The following is a 21869-nucleotide window of genomic DNA, read 5'->3' on the forward strand; positions in this document are numbered from 1 at the left end:
ACCACGGCCTACCTGGCGGCCAACGGCGACGTGGCGCGGGCGAAGGTCGACCCGATGCTGCACTACCTGCAATACGGCGCGCTCGAGGGCCGCGCGGCCCCGGGCGACACCACCTTCGGCTACGGCACCGTCGGGTAGTTCTTCGGACGCCACCGCATGAGAAAGGCCCGCGCGGCACCCGCCGCGCGGGCCTTTTTGCGTCCTCGGGGACGGTTGCCGACCGGGCCCGTCCCGAGATGTCCCGCCGAGAGCCCGCCCGACGTCCCCTGCCGCCCGTCCTCCTGCGCCTCCGGACGAGGGTAGGCGGGACCTCGGCGCTGCTTCGCATCCTGCCTCCTCGCCCGATCCGGCACGCGATCTCCGATCGGGCGGCCCGCATCGCCCGCTTTCCCCGGTCCGGCGCAGGGCCCGGAGCCGCAGGAGCCGTGCCGCCGGTGTGGCAGGCCCACAACAGCCGGCAACCGATCACCGATTCCCCCGGTCTCGAGACGACGGGACCTGCGTTTGCAGCGCAAGGGAGCGTTGCATTTTGCGACCGTGCAGTAGCACACTTGACGTAAGGATCGCACGGGCCGCGGCAGCACCTACGGCCCGTTGGCGATCCGTCGACTTTTCGCGCCAAGCATAATTCGGGGGTAGCACACCATGGCGAGCGTCGTAGGGACGACACGCGAACAGGAGGTCACGTACCTGTCGGGCGTGAACGCCGATGGGACCCTGGCAAGCCCGGCCTTTGCTACGTACAACGCCGACAATCCCGACACCTACGATACGGCATCGACTCAGTTCCACTGGGGTCCGGTCAACGCGGCCGGGACGGGCGGCGGGACCCTGAAGTACATCTTCGACCCGGCCTCGCAATGGACCGCCGGCGAGCAGGCCGCCCTCGCCGGCAGCCTGAGCATGTGGTCGGCGGTCGCGAACGTCTCGTTCCAGCAGACGACCTCGGTGGCCGACGCGAATATCGGGTTCACCCGGAACACCGACAGCAGGGCCTACACGCAGACGTACTCGACGCCCCACGCCGTCGGTTCGAGCGTGATCACGCCGCCCACCGACGGGGCGGCGCTGATCTCCCTCGACATGACGGAGACCCCGCGGGGGAACGATCCGTTCGGCTCGTTCAACGACTTCCAGGGCGGTGGAACCGGCTACGGTGCCGGCACCGTGATTCACGAGGTGGGCCACTCCCTCGGGCTCGGCCATGGCGGTCCCTACAACAACACCAATACGGTCAGCCAGCAATACGGGCCCTACGACAACGAAACCTCGACATTGATGTCGTACTTCAACCCGCACGAGCCGGTGAACTATCCGAGCCCGATCACCGGGACCAACTGGACCACCGGGGACGGCGTCAACCACTACGCCACCACCTGGATGCCGGTGGACATCGACGCGATCCAGCGCCTCTACGGCGCCCAGACGAACGGCCCGCTCAATACCGCGCAGACCTTCGGCTACAACACCACGATCGGCGGCAGCCTGAAGCCGTATTTCGACTTCGCGATCAACACCGCGCCGGTCGTCACGCTCTACGGCACGGCGGCGAGCGGCAACGCCCTCGACCTGTCCCAGAGCGGCCAGGCCGCGACGCTGAACCTGAACGCGGGCACCTACAGCAGCGCCTTCGGGATGACCAACAACATCGCGATCTACGACAAGACCTACATCCAGAACGTCGCCTGCGGCTCGGGCAACGACGTCTGCACCGTCAACCTCGGCAAGGACAACACGATCGACGGCGGCGCCGGCACCAACACCGCGGTCTTCTCCGGCAACCGGGCCGACTACGCGATCACGCAGGCGAACGGCGCGACAGTGGTGACGCGCACAGCCAGCTCGGACCTCACCGCCAAACCCACCGGGGTCAAGGACACGCTCACCAACTTCCAGACCCTGCGCTTCGACGACCAGACCGTCGCGGTGTGCTTCACCACCGGCACCCGCCTCCGCACGGCGCGCGGCGAGGTCGCGGTCGAGGACCTGCGGGTCGGCGACGCGGCGGTCACCGCCTCCGGCGCCCTGCGGCCGGTCGTCTGGATCGGTCACCGCGACCTCGACGCGGGCACCCGCCGCCTGCCGGCGCCCCAGCAGCCGGTTCGCGTCCGCGCCGGCGCCTTCGGCGGCGGGCTGCCCACCCGCGACCTGCGTCTCTCGCCCGGCCACCCGGTCCTGGTCGGTGCCGACGCGAACGGCGCGGGCGGCCACCTCGTGCCGGTGATGTGCCTGATCAACGGCACCACCATCGCGCGCGAGCCGGTCTCGTCGGTGACCTACTGGCACGTCGAGCTCGACGCCCACGACATCCTGCTGGCCGAAGGCCTGGCGGCCGAGAGCTACCTCGACTGGGGCGACCGGCCGTTCTTCACGGAGGGCTCCGACCACGCGCTGCACAACCCCGACTTCGTCGTGCCGGGGCTCTCCGCCCGCTGCCGGCCGGTGGCGGTCGAGGGGCCGGTGGTCGAGGCCGAGCGGGCGCGGCTCTCGGCGGTGTTCGCCCACAGCCTCGGCGAGGCCTGCGCCTGGGACGAGGCCGGGCGGTTCGAATGGCTCGCGGCGTGAGGCCGGGCGTGCGACAAGCCGGGTCATGAGACCCGGCTCCCTCTCCCTCGACGCATTCCTCACCCGCCGCGCCGCCGACCGGCGCCTGGCGCGGCTGACCCACGACATGCCCCTGCCCGAAGCGCGGGCCCTCGAGTTCGGGCCAGGGGACAACCCGGTACCCCTGCCCGCCGGCGTGAGCGTGACCTACGTCGATCACGCCCTCGATGCGAATGCCGGCCTGCCCGGGGCGGCGCCGATCGACCGGGCCTGGGCCGGCTCGGGGCCGCTCGCCGCCCTGCTCGGGCCGGAGCCCTGCGACGTCGCCATCGCCGCCCAAGTGGCGCAGTACGTGCTGAACCTCCTCGGCTGGCTGCGCGGCATCCATGGCGTGCTGCGCGCCGGCGGCGTGCTCAACCTGTCGCTGCCCGACAAGCGCTTCATGTTCGACGCCGCGCGCCCCGTCAGCACCCTGGCGGAGCTCGTCGAGGCGGACCTGCTCGCCCTCGACCGGCCGAGCCCGCGCCAGCTCTTCGCCCATGCGAGCGAGGCCCGGGCCATCGCCCCGGCGCAGGTCTGGGAGGGGGCCGACCCCGTGGCAGCGGGGCGCCTGTCCGGCGAGGACGCCCTGGGGCACGCCTACCGGGAGGCCGCCGCGGCCCTGGCGGAGGAGCGCTACGTACCCTGCCATTGCTGGGTGTTCACGCCCGAGAGCTTCCTCGACCTCGTCGCGGGGGCGACCCGGCTCGGGCTGTTCCCGTTCGTGCTGAACCGGATCGGCGCCACCGAGGTCGGCGGGTTCGAGTTCTACGTCTCGATGCGACGCGACGCGGAGGAGGAGTCGGGCGCCCTGCGCCGGATGCAGGAGGGGGGAATCGACCACCTCGCCCGGGTCCTGGCGCAGCAGCACCGCACCGCCGCGCTGCTCGCCGGGCGCTGATCGCCCGCTGGCGCCGAAAGGCCGCGCCGGCGACCCGGAACGCCGATGGCGCGCGGGCCGTTATGGTTCCATCAGCGTGCCCTCGCCATCGCCAGGAGGTCTTCCATGCGCGCCCTCACGATCCGGGCCACGGTCGCGGCCGCCCTCGTCCTCGGGACGGCGGGCGCGGCCCTCGCCCGCAACAGCGATTCCGGCAGCGGCCTGTCGCCCTACGCCGCCCTGAACGGCAACGACCGCTCGGCCGGAATCAACAACGGCAACTACCGGCAGCCGCGCTACGACCCCTACCTGCGCACCTACGGCCGTCCGCCGGTGGAGTACTATCGCGCGCCCCCGCCGGCCTACTATTACGGCTACCCGTACTGAAGCCGGCCGATCCCGTCTCGCCCGCCCCCTTGATCCGGCGGCGTTTCCCGGCGACCACCGTCGCCGGGCGGCGCAACGGCGCGCCGCCGGGAGATCGAGGATGACGAGACCCGATCGGGCGACCCCCACCCCCGTGCGTGCGTGCCGGCCCGGGCGCGCATGAGCGCCGGGACGACCGCCGCGCGCCTCGACGCCCTGCGCCGGGGCGAGCTTGCCGGGATCCGGGAGTTGCGGCTCCCCGGCGGGCCGGACGGACGGCTGACCGAGATGCCGCCGGAGATCCTGGGCCTCGCCGACAGCCTCGAGCTCCTCGACCTCGGTGGGCACGCCCTGACCGACCTGCCCGCGGGGTTCGGACGGATGCGCCGCCTGCGGGTCCTGTTCTGCTCGGGCAACCGCTTCACCCGCCTGCCGCCGGTGCTGGGCGACTGCCCGGCCCTGAGCCAGGTCGGCTTTCGCGCCACCGGCCTCGTCGAGGTGCCGGCCGAATCGCTGCCGCCGGCCCTGCGCTGGCTCACCCTCACCGACAACCGCATCGCGGCGCTGCCCCGCGCGCTCGGCGAGCGGCCGCGCCTGCAGAAGCTGATGCTGGCAGGCAACCGCCTCGACGCCTTGCCGGAGTCCTTGAGCGGCGCGGAGAACCTCGAGCTCCTGCGCATCGCCGCCAACGGCTTTGCGGCGCTGCCCGGCTGCGTCGCCGCCCTGCCCCGCCTCGCCTGGCTGTCCTGGGCCGGCAACCCGTTCGAGGACCGCGCCGCGCCGGCGCCGGCCGCGGCGGAGACGATCGCTTGGGACGACCTGTCCGTCGGCCCGCTGCTGGGCGAGGGCGCCTCGGGCCGGGTGATGCGGGCGGCGTGGCGGCCGGGGGCTGCGGGCACGGCGCGCCCGGTCGCCCTCAAGCTGTTCAAGGACGCGATGACCAGCGACGGCCTGCCCGAGCGCGAGATGGCGGCCTGCCTGGCGGCGGGGGCCCACCCGCATCTGACCGGCAGCCTCGGGCGCCTCGCCGACCATCCGGACGGCCGCCAGGGTCTCTTGATGCCGCTCCTGCCGCAGGGCTGGCGGGTGCTCGCCGGACCGCCGAGGCTCGAGAGCTGCAGCCGCGACGTCTACGACCCGGATCTGCGCCTGACCCGGGGAAGCGCCCTGCGCCTCGCCCGCGGGGTGGCGGCGGGCGCCGCCCACCTGCATGCGCGCGGCTTCGGCCACGGCGACCTCTACGCCCACAACGTGCTGTGGGACGGGCGCGACGGCGCCGCGGTGCTGAGCGACCTCGGCGCGGCCTCCGCCCTGCCGTCGGGCCGGGAGGGTGCCATCCTGCAGCGGCTCGACGTGCGGGCCTTCGGGCTGCTGCTCGACGAGCTCGGCCGCCACGCGCCCCTCGCCGGTCCCGCCCTCGCCGGGCTGGTGGCGGCCTGCACCGGGCCCGATCCGGCGGCGCGCCCGGCCATGGCGGAGGTGCGGGACGCCCTCGATGCGATCATCGCGGGCCCGGGGCCGGGCTGACCGGCCCCGTCCCGGTTCGTCAGCGGCCCTTCTTGTAGAGCTTGCTGGCGATCTCGAAGATCTCCTCCGGCTTGTAGTTCGGCGCGAAGGCGCCGTAATTGCCGTCGAGCTCCGGGATCTTGCCGCCCTCGGGCGCGCCGTCGACCACCTCGAGGCTCCCCGGCGGATCGCCCGGCAGGGCCACCTCGTCGTTCGACCACACCCCGGCCGCCTCGGGATAATCCTGCGAGAAGGTGTAGAGCCGGCGGTGGCTGCCCTCCTGCAGGTATTTCTGGCATTCCGGGATGCGGTCGAGGTTGATGTTGGGGGTCGGCAGCATCTGCTCGATCGCCACCCCCGTCAGCTTCTTCAGCGCCAGCGCGTAGGCGTGGGCGTGGACCGAGCCGCGCACCAGCAGGTAGCCGCAGACCTCGCGCCCGGTCTGGTCCGTCAGGGTCTCGTAGACCCGCAGCTTGTGCAGCCGCGCGCCGCATTCCAGGTGGAAGTTGTGCAGCAGGTCGACGATGATGTTCCCGGTCGTGGTGACCATGTCCATGTTCCACGACGTGGCGTTCGAGTTCATCGGCATCGCGCCGCCGCCGTTGCTCAGGAAGCTGCCGGCGAGCCGGATGTCCTGCATGTCGTGGAAGGGCGCCTTCGACACGTCGACGTCCGGCGTCGGGTCGCCGGGGCCGTTGTTGAGCATCGCCACCCCGGTCGAGACCAGCTCGACGTGGCCGAGCTCCTCGGCGAAGATGCTCGAGACCAGGCTGTAGAAGGGACGCAGCTTCGACTTGTCGCGGAAATTGAAGCTCTGGAACATGTAGTTGCCGAGCGTCGACATCTCGCCGTACTTGCCGCCGAGCAGCTCCTGCAGGGCGGCCGCGGCGTTCGGGTCGGGCCTCTTGGGCTGCGGCAGCTCGGCCTGCAGGCGGTCGATCCTCATGAACATGGGCACGGCACCTCGTCTCGCCGGGGTCTCCCCCGGAGCCTGGTGGGCATACTCCCCGCATCCATCGCGGATAGTCCCCGGGAGCATCGATCGACGGGTGGTTGGGTTCCCCTGCCCGATACTCCCCTGGCGCATCGGTCGCAGGGGGAGACGGGGGGCCGGACGGAGCGGGGTGACGCACCCGCGCCGCAGGGCGCGGACGAATGCGGAGGCGGGCGGTCAAGCGGTGCAATAATCCTTGACCGCGATGCGCCGGCAGGCCCCCCTTGGAGAATCGCCGACCGACTCCCGGATACCATGGCCACCCCGATCGACACCGGCACCATCCTGGCCCTGCTACGGCGCGCGACCGAGCAGGTGCGCGCCTCGACCGCCCGCGCCACCGCCGCCGAGGCCCGGGCCGACCGGCTCGGCCGCGAGGTCGGCGCCCTGCTCGTGCGGGTCGAGGACGCGCTTCAGGCCGCAGCGACCGAGGCCGCCGAGGCCCGTGATGACGCCGCCGGGGCCCGGGACGCCGCCGCTGCGGCCAAGGATGTCGCCGCCGACGCGCAACAGGCCGTCCTGATCGCGCAGGCGGCTGCGACCGAGGCCGACAGGATCGCCGCCGAGGCCGACGCGGCGGTTGCCGAGGCACGAAACGACGCCGCCGAGTGGCGGAACGCGGCCGCCGAGGCGGAGGCCCGGGTCGGGGCGGCGGAGGCCCGGCTGTCGGCCGAGCGGGCCGCGATGCGCCGCCTGGAGGCACGGCTGGCCGAGGCCCAGCGCGCCACCGCCGCCGCCGAGGCCGCCCGCGAGGCGGCGGAGCTGCGCCTCGCCCGCATCCGCGCCGCCCTGCTCGACACGGTGGCGCCGCCGGCCGAGGCGGAGCGGCCGGCCCTGCATTGAGAGCCGGCCCGACCAAGACAGGAAATTTTTACCCCGCTCATCGCCTCGGAGCCTGTGCGAGCGGGTCCGACGAGCGAATGCCGGCGGTGAGATCGAGATATCCCGCCCTTCCACCTCATCCCGAGCTGTCGGTCGATCGAAGATCGGCTGACGCCTCAAGATGACATGAGAGCGGAACAACAGTCTTCGATTTTCGTCAAACGGGCCCCGCACCCGGCACCCGCCCCGACCCCGCGCGGCGGGGACGCGGAAGGCGGACCGCCGCGCCCCGCATCCCCTCACCCCGCCTTCGACAGCGGATCGGCGATGCTCTCCAGGGACTTGCCCTCCGCGTCGACTCCGAGCCGCCACTCCGTCACGGCGGCGATCACCAGGAGCGCGGCCGCCCCGACATAGCCGCCGGCGAGCGCCCAGTGCTGGCCCGATTCGATCAGGCGGGTGAACAGCCAGGGGGCCATCACGCCGCCCGCACCCGTGCCGAGGGCGTAGAACACCGCGATGGCGAGCGCCCGGGTCTCGAGCGGAAAGATCTCGCTCGCCGTGAGATAGGCGGAACTCGCTGCCGCGGAGGCGACGAAGAAGATCGCGATCCAGGCGAAGGTCTGGGTCCAGGCGGTGAACAGGTCGAGGCCGAACGCGAAAGCCGTGGCGAGCAGCAGGAGCCCGCTCACCGCGAAGGTGCCGGCGATCATCCGGCGCCGGCCGATCGTGTCGAAGAAGTGGCCGAGCAGCAGCGGCCCCAGGAAGTTGCCGATGGCGAGCGGCACCAGGAAGATGCCGGCCTTGTTCTCCGGCACGCCGTAGAACTTCGCGAGCACCAGCCCGTAGGTGAAGAACACCGCGTTGAACAGGAAGGCCTGGGCCACCATCAGCACCAGGGCGAGGATGCTGCGGCCGCGGTGCTTGTGCACCATCGAGGCGAAGATCTCGCCGAAGCCGAAGCTCTTCTTGGGGTGCACCTCCAGGATGCCCTCGGCCTTCGGGAGCTTTTGCCCGGTCTCGGCCTCGATGCGGCGCTCGATCTCGGCCACCGTGCGCTCGGCCTCCTCCTCGCGGCCGTGGGTGACGAGCCAGCGCGGGCTCTCGGGGACGTGGCGGCGCAGGAACAGGATGCCGAGGCCGAGCACGCCGCCGATGCCGAAGCCGAGGCGCCAGCCGAAATCCGGGTCGAGGAGGTTGGGGTCGAGGAGGAGGAGCGCGGCGCCCGCGCCCGCGGCGGCACCGAGCCAGAAGCTGCCGTTGACGATGAGGTCGACCCGGCCGCGGTACTTGGCCGGGATCAGCTCGTCGATGGCGGAGTTGATCGCCGCGTACTCGCCGCCGATGCCGAGCCCGGTGACGAGGCGGAAGAGCGCGAAGCTCCAGAAATCCCAGGCGAGCGCGCTGGCGATGACGCCCCCGACATAGATCAGTAGGGTGGCGTAGAAGACGAGGCGGCGGCCGAACCGGTCGGTGAGCCAGCCGAACACCAGGGCGCCGACCACCGCGCCGACGACGTAGAACGAGGCCGAGGCGCCGATCTCCTGGAGGGTGAAGCCCAGCGCCCGCTTGTCCTGCAGCACGGGGCCGATCGCCCCGACGATGGTGACCTCGAGCCCGTCGAGCACCCAGGTGACGCCGAGCGCGATCACCAGGATCAGGTGGAAGCGGCTCCAGGGCAGCCGGTCCATCCGCGCCGGCACGTCGGTGCGCACCACGCCCGATCCGGCGACCCGCGCCGTTCCTGCTCCTGACGCCACAATCGTCCTCCCCGGTCGTCCGTGGGAGACGTAACGGCAGCGCGGCCGTTGCGTTCCGCGCCGGTCCGGCGGGGGGCGACGGGGGTCTTCGCGTCAGGCCGCTTCAGCCCGGGCTGCGGCCGGTCTCGGCGGCGGCGACGCGGCAGACGTTGCGGGCGGGGCCGAGCTCGGCGAGCGGGGTCTGCTGGGCGGCGCGGACGGCGCTGCGGGTCGCCTGCGCGGTCCAGCGGGCGCCGCCGGCCGACGAGAGCCGGTCCTGCGAGACTTGTCCTTGGGAGACTTGTCCCTGCGAGGCCTGGGCGAGCTGGACGCGGGCGAGGGACTGGCGCGGCGTCGCGCCCTCGCGGTCGTACCACGGGCGCTTCTCGTAGAAGGCGTTGCCGCCGGCCAGCGCCACGTAGTGCATGTTGCGGTAGGAGAAGGTGTAGCCGGCGGTGTGGAAGAACATCGCGCCGCCGACCTTCTCGTGGCGCTCGCCGGCCAGGATCGCGTCGGCGACCTGCTGGGCCTTCTCGCGCTCGCGGTCGCGCATCGGCTTGTGCAGCACGCCGGTGGCGAACTGGCGCTTCTGGCCGACGACGCCGCAGATCGAGTTCGGGTAGGCCGGGGCCTCGAGCCGGTTCATCACCACGGTGCCGACCGCGAGCAGGCCCTCCTCGCTCGAGCGGTTGGACTCGAAGTACATCGCCCGGGCGAGGCAGTCCCGGTCGGCGGGCGTGACGGCGGCGAGCTGCTTGCGGTCCGGAAGGCTTCCCGTCGTCTCGACCCCGTGGGGGACCAGGCTGCAGCCGCCGAGATGCGGCGCCGCGGCGAGCGCCGCGAGGGCGGCGGTGATGGGGAAAGTCCGGTTCCGGGTCATGCAGGCCCCTCTCGTGCATCGGCCGAGCGGACCGGAACGGCCGCGCTCAAGGCCTAGCTTTAGGCGGAATGTGGCGAGGTCGGGGCACGGATACGCTTCGTAAACCAATTGCCACGCTCGGCAGCAAGATCGTGGCGACGTGATGCAACGGGGAAACACCGCCGGGGGGCGCACGAAGCTTCCGCGAGCTGCGTCCGGGACCACGGCAGGATCACGGCTCGATCATGGCCAGTCGAAGGCGGCGTTGCGGTGCAGCGAAACCGCAACGCATCCGCGTCATGCCGGCTCCGGCCGTTCTCACGACGATGCGCCGCGCCGCGGGGAGGCCCGCGGATCGGCCGAGGACAGGGGAACGAAGTCGATGCCGGCGCGCGTGCCCTCCCGGCGCAGGCCGACGTCGCGCAGCAACCTGTCGTCGAGCCCGTCCAACCTGGCGCGGTCGCGGCGCTGCCGCAGGTGTCGCGCGAGCGCGCCCTCCCCGGGCGGGCCTCCGCCGGGGCGTCCGGGCCCGAGCGCCGCGAGGAGGCGGCGAATCGGCTGCGGCAGGATCGGGAGCGGCATCGGCGGGGTCCGGCGGTTGCGTCGGCCCGGTGTCGCCGGTCCGCCGGCCGTGCTGCTTCGGCGCCGGCCGAAGCGTCGGGCGCTCGCCCGCGCTACAAGGGAGGCCCGCCGCGGCGCCGACCCGAGGAGACCCCCATGGTGACCGTCGCCGCCCTCGCCCGCACCGCCGCCCTCGTCGGCGACCCGACCCGCGCCGGGATGCTGGCGGTGCTGATGGACGGGCGCGCGCTGACCGCGGCCGAGCTCGCCCGCGCGGCGAACGTCACGCCCCAGACCGCGAGCGGCCACCTCGCGCAGCTGGTCGAGGCCGGGCTGCTGGCGGTCGAGCGCCAGGGCCGCCACCGCTACCACCGCCTCGCCGCCCCGGCGGTGGCCCGGATGCTCGAGGGCGTGATGGCGGTGGCGGCGGTCCCGGCCGCCGCCCCGCCGCGGCCGACCGGCCCCCGGGACGCGGCGTTGCGCGAGGCCCGCACTTGCTACGACCACCTCGCCGGGCGGCTCGCCGTCGCGATGACCGACGCCCTCGTCGCCCGCGGCGCGGTCGAGCTCGGGGCCGACGGCGGCGCGCTCACGCCGCAGGGCGAGGTGTTTCTGCGCGGGCTCGGGGTCGATCTCGACGGGGCGGCCCGGGGCCACCGCCGGCGGGTCTTCTGCCGCCCCTGCCTCGACTGGAGCGAGCGCCGGCCCCACCTCGCCGGCACCCTCGGGGCGGCCCTGCTGGCGACCGGCCTCGACCGGGGCTGGCTGCGCCGGAGCGCCGGCAGCCGGGCCGTCGCCGTCACCCCGGGCGGGCGCCTCGCCCTGGCGCAGGCCTTCGGGGCGGAGATCTTCGCCTGCGCCTGCCGGGAGGCCTGACCGCGGCCGGTCTCCCTCGCGGCGGAGCCGATGGCCGATCGATCCCGCGGACGACCTTGCGGACGATCCCGCCCGCCCCCACCTCCCGGTCGCGCCTGCGGTTGGGCGCTCTTCGGAGAAGATCATGCCGTACCACGACACCACCGCCCTTTCGGGCACGATCCAGCACGTCTTCGCGCACCGCTTCACCCTGGAGGCGGACGGCGCGGTCCACCTCGCCGATCTCGGGCCCAAGGGCGCGGAGGCCTTCCCCCTCGCGGCCGGCCTGGCGGTGACCCTGGAGGGCGAGCGCCGCCCCTCCGAGATCAAGGTCGCGCGGATCGCCACGCCGGGCCGCGCCCCGGTCGAGATCCACCACAAGAAGCCGAACCACCCCGGCAAGTCCCGGTCGGACGCCCCGGTCGATCCCGCCGCCGCCCTCGCCGCCGTGACGGCGGCCGGGTGGACGCCGACGGGCGAGCCCAGGCTCAAGCCCAAGCACGTCGAGGTGCTGGCCCGCCGGGACGACGGCGCCTGGACCGAGCTGCACGTCGACGCGTCCGGGGCGATCTACAAGGAGAAGGCGCCGGACGCCGCCAAATGGGGCGCGGCCCTCGCCTGACGAGGGTCGGAGGGCCGCGCCCCGGCGCGGCCCTCCCTTCAGCGCCCGGCAACCGGCTCCATCCCGGTCCGCCGGATCGCCGCCGCGGCCCGGTCCGAGGCGAGGTAGGCGATCAGCCTCCGGGCCGATCCGACGGCGCCCGAGCCCGCGACGATCGCCGCGGTGAAGGTCTGGACGAGCTGGACCGCGTCGGGCAGCGGCCCGATCACCGTGATGCCCGGCACGTCGACGAGTTCGCTGACCGGCCCCAGGGCGAGGTCGGCCTCGCCCGCCGCCAGGGCGGCCGCCGACTCGGTGCCGCGCGCCAACATCGTCACCCGCACCGTGTCGGTGAGGCCGAGGCGCGGGAACACCGTGTCGCGGATGAACAGACCGCTCGTGCTGCCCGGCATCACGACGCGGCGGGCCTGCGCCAGGGTACGGGTCAGCGTCGCGACCGTGTCGATCGCGGGCTCGGGCGCGCCCGTGCGCACCGCGGCGGCGAGCGGCGCGGTGGCGAGCTCGACCGCCGACCCGGCGAGGATCCGGCCCTCCTGCCTCAGCTCGTGCAGCCCCTCGTTCGAGAGGATCACCACGTTGACGGGCGCGCCATGGGCGAGCTGGTGGCGGATGGTCCGCGGCCCCTGCCCCTGCGAGGCGCCGGACAGCGTCCTGACCGCGAGCCCGGTCTCCCGGGTGAAATCCGGCAGCGCCGCCTCGTAGGCCAGCGCGAAGCCGCCCGAGATCATGACGGTGAGGTCGGTCGGGGTGTCGTCCGGAGGGGTCATACCGTCATCCACCTGCTGCCCGTGCACCGGCTGCCCGCGACAATCCAGGGTGCGGAGGGAGGCTCGTTCCGCCCAAGACGGCCGGAGATCGAGACTGCAACAGATACCGCACCGGGTCACGCCCGCCACGGGACAGGGAGCAAGGGGGCCGGGGGACGAGGGAGCGCGGATCCACAGGCCTGCGGGCCGCCCTGCCCGGCGCGGGACCGTGCCCATGACGCGGCGGAATCAAACTCGGCCGCAAGACATCGACGCCCCTTCGACCCGTTCATTCTGCCGAATCGCAACGCAACAGGACATCTGCGCCGAAATTCGCTGAAATAAAGCAAAGCATTTTATCATGAAGCGTTGCCGTAACGAACGGCCAATAATAGTCTTTCTCCACCAACCACATCATCGACGATCCGGTCAGGCCGCGGGAGGCCGGCCGTGCGCGATCCTGTCGGGGCGTTGACGAAGCCATGACGAAACCGTCGCTGCATCTGGCCGTGCTGGCCTCCCTGTTGCCCTCCCTGTCGCTCGCCACCATCGCCCACGCGACGGACGGCTACTTCCAGAACGGGCTCGGCGCCAAGGCCAAGGGCCAGGCCGGCGCCGCGATCGCCGATCCGCAGGATTCCCTGTCGATCGGCGCCAACCCGGCCGCCGCCGCGGCTTTGGGCTACCGCTTCGACATCGGCGCCGACGTCTTCGTGCCGGACCGCTCCGCGGCGATCTCCGGCAACGGCGCGGGGCTGGACGGGCGCTCCAGCGGCAACGGCCTCAACCCCTTCGTCATGCCGGAATTCGGCATCGTGCGCCCGCTCCCGGGCGGGCTCGCTCTCGGGCTCGCCGTCTACGGCAACGGCGGCATGAACACGGTCTACAAGCAAAACCCCTTCGCGGCCTTCGGCGCGACGGGCCATGCCGGGGTCGACCTCAAGCAGGTCTTCGTCGCGCCGACGCTGGCCGTGGAGGTCGCCCCCGGCCAGAGCCTCGGCGTCTCGCCGCTCGGGCTCCTCCAGAGCTTCAAGGCGGCGGGGCTGCAGCCCTTCGCGGTCGCCTCCGCCGATCCCGCCCGGTTCACCAACCGGGGCACCGACTGGTCGACGGGCGCGGGCGTGCGGGTCGGCTATCTCGGGCGGTTCGGCCGCGTCAGCCTGGGGGCGTTCTACCAGTCGGAGGTCCTGGCGACCGGCTTCCACCGCTACGAGGGATTGTTCGCCGAGCGCGGCGGCTTCGACGTGCCGGCCTCCTGGGGCGCCGGCCTGGCGGTGCGGGCGAGCGAGGCGCTGACCGTCGCGGTCGACGTCAAGCGCATCGCCTATTCCAGCGTCCGCTCGATCGGGACGCCGCTGGCACCCCTGCTCGCCGGCCGGCCCTTCGGCGCCGCGGACGGCCCCGGCTTCGGCTGGCGCGACATCTCCGTGGTGAAGCTCGGGCTGCGCTACGCCGTGAACCCGAGCCTGACCCTGCGGGCGGGCTACGGCTATGCGCAGAACCCGGTCCGCCCCTCGCAGACCCTCCTCAACATCCTGGCCCCCGGCGTGGTGACCCACCACGTCACCGCCGGCGCGACCTGGACCACGGCCTCCGGAACCGAGATCACCGGGTTCGTGATGCACGCGCCCCGCAACACCGCGAAGGGCCGGGGCTCGATCCCGGTCTCCTACGGCGGCGGCGAGGCCGACATCGCGCTCGCCGAGACCGCCCTCGGCGTCTCGGTCGGCTGGAAGCTGTAGCGCCGTCGGCGCACAGCCGGCGACGAACCCGCATCCCCTCGCGCGTAAAATGCTCTAAGGCCCTCCCTGGACACGAAGATCGGGGGGGAGACCATGGAAGCGGAGAAGCGGGAGGACGCGCGGGGCTTTCCGCGCTGGCGGCTCGCCCGGGGGCCGGTGGTGCTGCCGGACGAGCGCCCGCCGGGGGTCCAGGCGGTGGTGCTGGCGCTCCAGCACGTCGTGGCGATGTTCGGCTCCACCGCGCTCGCCCCGCTGCTGATGGGGTTCGACCCTAACCTGGCGATCCTGTTTTCCGGCATCGCGACGCTGCTGTTCTTCGTCGTGGTCGGCGGCCGGGTGCCGAGCTACCTCGGCTCCAGCTTCGCCTTCATCGCCGTGGTGGTGGCCGCCACCGGCTATTCCGGCAGCGGCGCGAACCCCAACCTGCCGGTGGCGCTGGGGGGCATCGTGGCGGCGGGCGCGGTCTACGCGGTGATCGGGATCGCGGTGATGCGGGCGGGCGACGCCTGGATCGGCCGGCTGATGCCGCCGGCGGTGACCGGGGCGATCGTCGCGGCGATCGGGCTCAACCTCGCGCCGATCGGGGTGAAGGGCATCTCGGGCTCCGGCCTCGACACCGGGATCGGGCTGTTCACGATCCTGGCGGTGGGCCTGTCGGCCGCCTACCTGCCGGGCGCGGCAAGGCGCCTGCCGCTCCTCATCGGGGCGGTGGCCGCCACCCTGCTCTACGGGGTGCTCGCCAACGGCTTGGGGCTGGCGAAACCCCTCGATCTCGGGCGGATCGCCGACGCGCCGTGGTTCGGCTGGCCGCACTTCACGACCCCGGTCTTCGAGCCCTCGGCGATCTGGCTCGTCGCCCCCGTCGCCCTGGTGCTGGTCGCGGAGAACCTCGGCCACGTGAAGGCGATCGGCGCGATGACCGGGCGCAACCTCGACCCGTATCTCGGCCGGGCCTTCCTCGGCGACGGCCTCGCCACGATGCTGTCGGGGTTCTTCGGCGGCACCGGCGTGACCACCTACGCCGAGAACATGGGCGTGATGGCGGTGACCCGGATCTACTCGACCCTGGTCTTCGCGCTGGCCGGCGTGGTGGCGATCCTGTTCGGGCTGTCGCCGAAATTCGGCGCGGCGATCCTGGTGATCCCCGGCCCGGTGATCGGCGGCCTGTCGGTAGTGGTGTTCGGGCTGATCACCGCGGCGGCCGGGCGGATCTTCGTCGAGAACCGGGTCGACTTCTCGCGCACCCGGATCCTGCTCACCGTCGGCACCGCCCTGGTGCTCGGCGCCGGCGACTTCACGGTGCGCCTCGGCAGCTTCACCCTCGGCGGCATCGGCACCGCCACCGCGGCGGCGATCCTGCTCTACCACCTGCTGCGCGACGAGCCGGCCTGACGGCGGGCCTTCCCGGAGACCGCCCGCGGCGCGGGCGGACCCCGCGTCGCCGGACCGTCCGAGACTCTTCCGAGTAACGTCAGCACCTGATCGATGCGACCGCCAGGATGACGCCGCCATCCCGGCGCCATCGACATTCGCTGCCGACCAGTTATCGGCACACTTTTCATCCGGACACTTAATTCTGTCGTAACGTCATTCCGGCATGGTCGCCGCGTGGCATCCGGCGGGAGTTCGGGACCGCGGTGACGACAGCAGCGACCCCGTGGACGGCGCAGGCGGCGTCCGTCGCGCCCTCGAAGAACTCGGTCTCCGGCGGCGCCGTCCCCGCGCCGCAGGCGGCGGGGGCGGCGAAGCCGGGCGCGGAGGCGGGCAGGACGCCGTCGACCGGGCTCGGGGCCGCCGCAATCGTCGTGCTCAGCGCCGCCGCGCAGGCGCGGCTCGCCGAATCCGGCGGCCCGGGCGTGTCCCGCGCGACCTCGCTCGACGACCTCGTGCGGGAGCGCACCAAGGCCCTGGCGGACAGGATCGGCGGGGCGATGGCCCGGGCGAACATCGCGACCGACGGCCCGATGACGTTCAAGCTCGACGGCAGCGGCGCCATCACGACCGACGGCCCCGCGCGGAAAGCCGTCGAGACGCTGTTCAAGGACGACCCCGACCTCGCCAAGGAATTCAAGGACGTGGCCGCGCTCCACGGGATACAGGCGATGCAGAAGGTCCTGGAGGCCCTCGAGAGGGAGACGAAGGCCGCCAAGGACGACGAGGGAAGGAACGCCGCCCATGGCCGCCACACCGTGCGGCTGGTGAAGCTGCAGTCCGTGTCGGGGATGATGACGCTCGACGCGGGCAACCTGCGATCGTGGAGCGTCGCCCTCGCCGACGCGATGGTGGGCGAGGACGCGCCGGGCGCCACGGCCCGGGAGGCCGCCGCGCGGACGGCCTGAGGCGCGACCGGGGTCGGGCGCGTCACCGCCCCGCCGACGGGTCCCGCGGCGCCGGGGCGCGCAGCCGCACCGCCTGGGCCAGGCGGATCAGCTCGCGTGCGGTCAGGCCGCGGCGGTCCTGCTGCGACCAGATCTCGGCCGCCTCCCGTTTCGGCCCCTGCCGCGTCCCGCCGGGGGCCGGGGCCCCCTGGCCGGACCGCGGCTCGTCGCGCGCGCCGCCGCGGCGCCCCTCGCAGGACCGGTCCGTCCGGCGAGAGGCCGGGGCCAGGATCCGGTAGGCTCCCGCCGCCGTTCTCACGCGCGCTCCCATGCGGTCTCCCATGCGACGGCTCCCGTGCGAAATCCGGCGCATGGTTAGCGAAGCGTGGCGGTTTGCGGAATTCTTGAACTTGCGCGGCGGCGCGCTACCCCGCCGGCGGCCCGGCCATGCGGCGGCCCGGCCCGCCGGAACGCCCGCCGCTCGGGGGCGAATGTGTGGGCCATCAGCCGGCGACGCGGTTCCTGTTCCCCGCTGCGCCGACCCTCCCGCGACCACCCGGCCCACTGAGCCTCACAGGCTGGCGGGGAGAACTGGTCCACCGCCAACTCGTCGTCGCGAGCCCCCTCACGGTCCAGCCTGTCGGCGGAGCCGGAGCGCCACAGGGTACGTCCACGAGGGAGACGAGTCGTCTAGCAGGTCGCCGCCGGGGGGCAAGGACGTTCGGGGGCGCGGGGCGGTTTGCCGCCCCCCCCGGGACCCCGGACCGGCCCACCCCTTATTCCCTTACGTCATGCGCCGCGAGCATGGCCGTTGTGCAATGCGATCGATTGTGTTGTGCGCCGCACCATGAGAGAAGGGCGCCGTACCGCCGCGATGGCGTCGCGGCGGTGCAGCCCTCTTTGGGCGTTTCCTCCCTAGACTTCGGGCCGCCTCGCAAGGGCGGCCTTTTTTTGTTGCGGTACCGGCAGGCCGGCGACACTGTCCGCCGCCGGGCCGCGGTGGCGCGGGATGCCTGGGGTCGAGGAACCGAGCGATGGATCGTCCGCGCAGCGTCGGCATCGCCTGGTACGAGCCGGGCGACTATCCCCGCATCCTGGAGGCGATGGCGGATTCCGGCCTGCCCGGGAGCTACGCGACCTGGCTGATGTCGGCGACGCAGGTCGAGCGCGAGGTGGCGCGCAGCGGCGTCGAGGTCCGGCGGGTGCGGATCGAGCCGGAGGCCTTCCTGGAATGGTGCCGCGCGCAGGACCGCGCGCCCGACGCGAAGGCGCGGGCCGCCTTCGTGCAGGACGCGCAAGCCCGGGCCTGACGAGGCCAAGTCCGGCACCGAGTCCGGCACAACGAAGCCGGGCACGCCCGAGCCGCATCGGCCCGGCCTCAGGCGGCCGCCCCGGCCGGGGCGGGGTCGAGGGCGGCGGCCGCCGTCAGGGCCGCGGCGAGCGCCGCCTCGGTCTCGCGCCGCGGCCGCACCAGGGGCAGGCGCAGGTCCGGCGCCACGTCCGGGCGCAGGAGCGCGAGGGCGAGCTTGACCGGGCCCGGATCGCTCTCGGCGGACAGGGCCGCGACCAGCGGCATCAGCCCGGCCTGGATCAGCCGGGCGCGGGCGTGGTCGCCGTCCCGGGCGGCGCGCTGCAGGGCCGCGCACGCCCCCGGCACCAGGTTGGCCAGGACCGAGACGCAGCCCTGCCCGCCCAGCATGGTGAAGGCGGCGGCGGTGGCGTCGTCGCCCGACAGGAGCAGGAGGTCCGGGGCGGTCCGCTCGATCGTCGCGAGCCGGGCGAGGTCGCCGGTGGAATCCAGGATCCCCCGCACCCGCGGCAGGGCGGCGAGCCGCGCCAGGGTCGCGGGCGCGAGGTCGATCCCGGTCCGGGCCGGCACGGTCTGGACCAGGAGCGGCAGGTCGACCGCCGTGACGATCGCCGCGTAGTGCCAGTAGAGCCCGTCCTGGGTCGGGCGGTTGTAGTAGGGCGTGACCGCCAGGGTCGCGGCGGCGCCGGCCGCGGCGGCGTCCCGGGTGCGGGCGACGCTCGTGCGGGTGCAGTTGCTGCCGGTGGCGGCGATCACCGGCACCCGCCCCGCCGCGGCCTCGAGGGCGATCCGCAGCACCCGGGCGCGCTCCGGCTCGGTCAGGGTCGGCCCCTCGCCGGTGAGGCCGGCGACCACCAGGCCCTCGCTGCCCTGCGCCACCTGCCAGGCGACCAGATCGCCCAGCGCCCGCTCGTCGAGCCGGGTCCCGCCGGCCGCGAACGGCGTGACGAGGGCGGTGAGCGCGCCGCCGAGGCGACAGGGCAGGCTCGAAGGCGGGCGCGGACGCCTCACGGGACGAGGGCCAGGGGGGCGCTGGCGAGGCGCACCGCGTCGGGCCGGCGGCCGGTCTCGGCGGCGGCGTAGGTCAGCGCGTCCCGGCGGGTGCGGAAGATGCCGCCGCACAGGCCGTGGGTCTCGACGGCGAGCCAGTGGCCCTCGGCGCTCTGGCCGACGAGGAAATCGAGCGGAAGACGGGCCGGGACCGGGGCCGGCGCGGAAACGTCCAGGGATCGGGGCATCGACGGGATCGGGTTCGCGCGGCCGTCCTGGGGCCGCGGCCTCAAGGTGTCCCTCGCCCCATAGGGATTCGAGGCGGACGGCGCGGGCGCCGCATAAGGATCCCGTATGGATCCGACCGAAGCGGAACCGGTTCGGGCGGGGCCTCAGGGAGCCAGGCCGTAGACCCCGTCGCCGAGCCGGCGGAAGACCGCGCCGCCCTGCGCGCGCTTCCACAGCCGGGTGTTGAGCGCCGCCACCGGATCGTGACCCGGCAGGGTCAGGCCGCGGGCGGCGAGCCGCTCCCAGATCTCGGCGGCATGCATCGGCCGGCCGGCGGCGGACAGGATCTCCTCCGCCGCCTCGATCAGCCGGCGCCCCTCGCGGCGGGCCGCGCTGCCGGCGGCGGGGGATTCCGCGGTCGGCTGCGAGGTAGGCTTCATGGGCGCGACCGGCGCGGACGCGGCCGGTGCGGGCCCCGGGCGCGGCTGCGCGAACGGAACGGGGCCTTGGGTCTGGGCCGGGACGGGATCGGCGATGCCCGGCCGGGCGAGCCGGCGGCCGAGATCGAGGTAGAGCTCGTGCTCGGCGATCGCCCGGTCGAGGGCGGCGCGCTGGCGCCGCAGGTCGTCCAACCGGGCCTCCGCCTCCGCCTCCGACAGGAACATGGGTACCTCTTGGAATATTCCATGGGAGACGATGGTTCTCTCCAGGAATAGCGAGAATAGGAATATTCCATAAAAGCGCAAGCCGCCGTTCGGCCGCTTCCACGGGAATGCCGCCGCGGCGGCACCCCCTCTCCGGTCCTGTCTCGCCGCCCGGGGCGCCGTTGGCGGCGGGAATGGGAGCGACGGGCAGTTTGGAATGAATGCGAAACATTCCACGTAGCGACGGAAGACGGGGTTCGCGCGCGGATCTCGTCGCACCGGTGCGGGCAGGGTCGTCCGGAGACCGCAACCCGGAGAGAATGGAAGCGCCCTCCCCCATCCCGCCCCCCGGTGGAACGGTTCGGCGCGACGATGGCGGGCGGACGTCCCGCTTGGGATGAACGGGGTTCCCCCGCCGCGTCGCTCGGGGACATGTCCGCTGCGGCCGGCCGCCTCGACCGCCACCCGCGTCCTCCCGCAGGGCCGATCGCCGTCGCGGCCCGGGCGGCCTTCCCCTCGTGAAGGAAGCGGACCACCGCCGTTGCCGAGGATCGTCGCCCGGGGCGCGCTGGACGGCGGCGAGTTGCGGCCCCTCAGGCGGCCCCTGCCCCGGCGGACGCGGCCTTGCGGCGGGCGGCCTTGGGGGGCACCAGGAGCAGGCCCGGATCGGTCGGCATCAGCTGCAGGCCGGCCTCGTCGAGGCTGAGCGGGAGCTTCGGAAAGACCTCCTTGACGTGGGCCACGTCGGCCTTGAACGCCTGGCGGAAGCTGCGCAGGGAGGCGTTGTCGGCGCCGAACTGCTTGTGCACCGTGTCCCAGGTCAGGCGAAGCGGCCGCTGCAGGCTGCGCAGGCGGTAGCCGACCCAGAACAGCAGGTCGAGCTTGCGCGCCGAGCCCGAGAAGGCCCGGGCGGCCCGGATGTCGACCGGCAGGGCGTGCTGGACCAGGTTGTCGTAGAAGTCCTGGTGGAACTGCACCGTCTTCGACCAGGCGATCCCGTCCTGCCCGTCGGCGCGCCAGAGGTCGAGCTGGCGGAAGGGCGGCATGGTGAGGGTCGAGGAGCGCGACTGCCCGTCCCACAGGCCGATCTGCATCGTGCAGGCGGCGAGCCGGTGCAGCTGCTCCTTGAACTGCCGGATCGTGCCGCGCTCGCCGCCGGTGACGGCGAATCCCATCTCGCGCATGAAGCCCGACAGGCTGTCGGCGACCTCGACCGTCGGGCTGCGCTGGCGCACCGCCTCGGTGCAGAGATGCAGCAGCACCAGCCGGGCCTTGGGGCCGTAGGGCAGCCCCTGCAATTCCATCTGGCCGGTCGTCGGGTTCTTCAGCCGGCCGGCCAGGAGGCTCAGCGTGTTGCGGCCGTATTCGCGAAAGAATTCCCGCTCGTCGCCGGGGTCGCGGTAGGGAAGGCCGCAGAGCGCCAGTACGGAATGGATGTGCTGGATCGTGTCCGGCGTCACCGGCTCGGCCTCGATCACCAGGCGGACCGCGTCGCGGCGGCGCTGGTCGCGCCCCATCGCGGCGCGGGTCTCCTGCCGGCGGCCGGCCTCCGCCCGCTCGGCGTCGCGCAGGGCCTGGCGGTGGGCGATGTGCTCGACGATGACCGCGTACAGGAAACCGCCCCGGGCCGCTTCCAGCTCGGCCAGCAGGTCCTCGTCGTGGATCGCCGCGATCTTGGCCTCGATGCTCATGCCTGCCGGTCTTGCCTGACGCCCGCTTCGGGTTCCGCGGCCGTCCTCGCCGGCCCGTGGTCCAAACCGTCATGCACGATTCGGCTCCCGGGATTCCGTTGCCCGGGACGGGTTATCCCAAGATTCCCGCGAATCGTCCCCGTTATCCCGCGCCGAATCCGGCACCGGCCCGCCGAAGCGGCCGCCGAAGGCCCGTGGAGAGGCCGTGGAGGCTCGAGCGGAGGGCTCCGGCGTCCTCGCCCTCCCCGCCGCCGAGGCCCTGTGGCCCGGCTGTGCAAGGCCCTGTGCACCGCCCTGTGCACCGTCCTGGGGATCGGCGGTGGCCGGGCCGGAGGGCAAGCCTGTGGGCGGGGTGGGCGGATCCCGGTGGAGCACCGGTGGAGGAGCGGCGCAGAGTTCGATACGGGGTCGGAT

Annotated in this window: 21 protein-coding genes; 11 read left to right on the forward strand and 10 right to left on the reverse strand. The window is 73.4% G+C overall.

Annotated elements, in window-relative coordinates:
• Window positions 1-645 precede the first annotated feature (645 nt).
• The 4 genes from V3T34_RS28535 to V3T34_RS05945 all read left to right on the forward strand — a co-directional run bounded on the left by V3T34_RS28535 (window position 646) and on the right by V3T34_RS05945 (window position 5356).
• A complete protein-coding gene (locus V3T34_RS28535) occupies window positions 646-2565 on the forward strand; it encodes a Hint domain-containing protein (protein WP_063920039.1) in 1920 nt (639 codons plus the stop codon).
• A gap of 25 nt (window positions 2566-2590) precedes the next feature.
• Window positions 2591-3484 carry a methyltransferase domain-containing protein gene (locus V3T34_RS05935; protein ID WP_305078699.1) on the forward strand — a complete coding sequence of 298 codons (894 nt, stop codon included), beginning with the start codon at window positions 2591-2593 and terminating at the stop codon, window positions 3482-3484.
• Window positions 3485-3589: 105 nt separating this feature from the next.
• On the forward strand, window positions 3590-3850 hold the full coding sequence (locus tag V3T34_RS05940; RefSeq protein ID WP_060847685.1) for a hypothetical protein: 261 nt from the start codon (window positions 3590-3592) through the stop codon (window positions 3848-3850).
• Between the two features lie 159 nt (window positions 3851-4009).
• Window positions 4010-5356, forward strand: coding sequence for a leucine-rich repeat-containing protein kinase family protein (locus V3T34_RS05945; RefSeq protein ID WP_305078700.1), 1347 nt, complete (start codon window positions 4010-4012; stop codon window positions 5354-5356).
• Between the two features lie 19 nt (window positions 5357-5375).
• Here the strand turns inward: V3T34_RS05945 and V3T34_RS05950 are convergent, their stop codons facing one another.
• The gene (locus tag V3T34_RS05950) at window positions 5376-6287 is read right to left on the reverse strand and encodes a manganese catalase family protein (RefSeq protein ID WP_305078701.1); all 912 of its coding nucleotides are present in this window, start codon (window positions 6285-6287) and stop codon (window positions 5376-5378) included.
• 297 nt (window positions 6288-6584) lie between these two features.
• Here V3T34_RS05950 and V3T34_RS05955 point away from each other — a divergent pair, with 297 nt between their 5' ends.
• Window positions 6585-7172 carry a hypothetical protein gene (locus V3T34_RS05955; RefSeq protein WP_091882606.1) on the forward strand — a complete coding sequence of 196 codons (588 nt, stop codon included), beginning with the start codon at window positions 6585-6587 and terminating at the stop codon, window positions 7170-7172.
• A 278-nt stretch (window positions 7173-7450) separates the two neighbouring features.
• Here V3T34_RS05955 and V3T34_RS05960 read toward each other — a convergent pair whose 3' ends face one another.
• From V3T34_RS05960 to V3T34_RS05970, 3 genes are all read right to left on the reverse strand, one after another.
• Window positions 7451-8842, reverse strand: coding sequence for an MFS transporter (locus V3T34_RS05960; protein WP_091882736.1), 1392 nt, complete (start codon window positions 8840-8842; stop codon window positions 7451-7453).
• Window positions 8843-9014: 172 nt separating this feature from the next.
• Window positions 9015-9770 (reverse strand): cell wall hydrolase, encoded by a 756-nt coding sequence (locus V3T34_RS05965; protein ID WP_305078702.1) that lies wholly within the window; start codon window positions 9768-9770, stop codon window positions 9015-9017.
• 297 nt (window positions 9771-10067) lie between these two features.
• Complete coding sequence (locus V3T34_RS05970) at window positions 10068-10331, reverse strand: YjiS-like domain-containing protein (protein WP_305078703.1); 264 nt, start codon at window positions 10329-10331, stop codon at window positions 10068-10070.
• A 135-nt stretch (window positions 10332-10466) separates the two neighbouring features.
• On the opposite strand from V3T34_RS05970, the gene V3T34_RS05975 reads away from it, so the two are divergent.
• On the forward strand, window positions 10467-11186 hold the full coding sequence (locus tag V3T34_RS05975; protein ID WP_060847691.1) for an ArsR/SmtB family transcription factor: 720 nt from the start codon (window positions 10467-10469) through the stop codon (window positions 11184-11186).
• A gap of 124 nt (window positions 11187-11310) precedes the next feature.
• Window positions 11311-11787, forward strand: coding sequence for a hypothetical protein (locus tag V3T34_RS05980; protein ID WP_305078704.1), 477 nt, complete (start codon window positions 11311-11313; stop codon window positions 11785-11787).
• Window positions 11788-11825: 38 nt separating this feature from the next.
• On the opposite strand, the gene V3T34_RS05985 is transcribed toward V3T34_RS05980, so the two are convergent.
• On the reverse strand, window positions 11826-12554 hold the full coding sequence (locus tag V3T34_RS05985; protein WP_305078705.1) for a substrate-binding domain-containing protein: 729 nt from the start codon (window positions 12552-12554) through the stop codon (window positions 11826-11828).
• 461 nt (window positions 12555-13015) lie between these two features.
• Here V3T34_RS05985 and V3T34_RS05990 point away from each other — a divergent pair, with 461 nt between their 5' ends.
• The 3 genes from V3T34_RS05990 to V3T34_RS06000 all read left to right on the forward strand — a co-directional run bounded on the left by V3T34_RS05990 (window position 13016) and on the right by V3T34_RS06000 (window position 16614).
• Window positions 13016-14275, forward strand: coding sequence for an OmpP1/FadL family transporter (locus V3T34_RS05990; protein WP_060847694.1), 1260 nt, complete (start codon window positions 13016-13018; stop codon window positions 14273-14275).
• A gap of 93 nt (window positions 14276-14368) precedes the next feature.
• Window positions 14369-15667, forward strand: a complete 1299-nt coding sequence (locus V3T34_RS05995; protein ID WP_305078706.1) for a solute carrier family 23 protein — start codon at window positions 14369-14371, stop codon at window positions 15665-15667.
• A gap of 245 nt (window positions 15668-15912) precedes the next feature.
• On the forward strand, window positions 15913-16614 hold the full coding sequence (locus tag V3T34_RS06000; RefSeq protein WP_305078707.1) for a hypothetical protein: 702 nt from the start codon (window positions 15913-15915) through the stop codon (window positions 16612-16614).
• Window positions 16615-16636: 22 nt separating this feature from the next.
• Here the strand turns inward: V3T34_RS06000 and V3T34_RS06005 are convergent, their stop codons facing one another.
• Window positions 16637-16924 (reverse strand): hypothetical protein, encoded by a 288-nt coding sequence (locus tag V3T34_RS06005; RefSeq protein ID WP_305078708.1) that lies wholly within the window; start codon window positions 16922-16924, stop codon window positions 16637-16639.
• Between the two features lie 703 nt (window positions 16925-17627).
• Between V3T34_RS06005 and V3T34_RS06010 the strand changes: the two genes are divergently transcribed.
• Window positions 17628-17903: a hypothetical protein gene (locus V3T34_RS06010; protein WP_060847698.1), complete on the forward strand. Its 276-nt coding sequence runs from the start codon at window positions 17628-17630 to the stop codon at window positions 17901-17903.
• Window positions 17904-17971: 68 nt separating this feature from the next.
• Here V3T34_RS06010 and dapA read toward each other — a convergent pair whose 3' ends face one another.
• From dapA to V3T34_RS06030, 4 genes are all read right to left on the reverse strand, one after another.
• The gene (dapA, locus tag V3T34_RS06015) at window positions 17972-18913 is read right to left on the reverse strand and encodes a 4-hydroxy-tetrahydrodipicolinate synthase (RefSeq protein ID WP_331369127.1); all 942 of its coding nucleotides are present in this window, start codon (window positions 18911-18913) and stop codon (window positions 17972-17974) included.
• Window positions 18910-19140: a hypothetical protein gene (locus tag V3T34_RS06020; RefSeq protein WP_048429614.1), complete on the reverse strand. Its 231-nt coding sequence runs from the start codon at window positions 19138-19140 to the stop codon at window positions 18910-18912. The genes dapA and V3T34_RS06020 overlap by 4 nt, the downstream gene beginning before the upstream one ends.
• Before the next feature lie 144 nt (window positions 19141-19284).
• Entirely contained in the window at window positions 19285-19785 is a 501-nt protein-coding gene (locus V3T34_RS06025) for a winged helix-turn-helix domain-containing protein (RefSeq protein WP_305078710.1), read from the reverse strand.
• A 572-nt stretch (window positions 19786-20357) separates the two neighbouring features.
• On the reverse strand, window positions 20358-21455 hold the full coding sequence (locus tag V3T34_RS06030) for a replication protein RepA (RefSeq protein ID WP_060847701.1): 1098 nt from the start codon (window positions 21453-21455) through the stop codon (window positions 20358-20360).
• Between the last annotated feature and the right edge of the window lie 414 nt (window positions 21456-21869).

Origin of the sequence: Methylobacterium ajmalii, assembly GCF_036448855.1 — a bacterium.
Lineage (GTDB): Bacteria > Pseudomonadota > Alphaproteobacteria > Rhizobiales > Beijerinckiaceae > Methylobacterium > Methylobacterium ajmalii.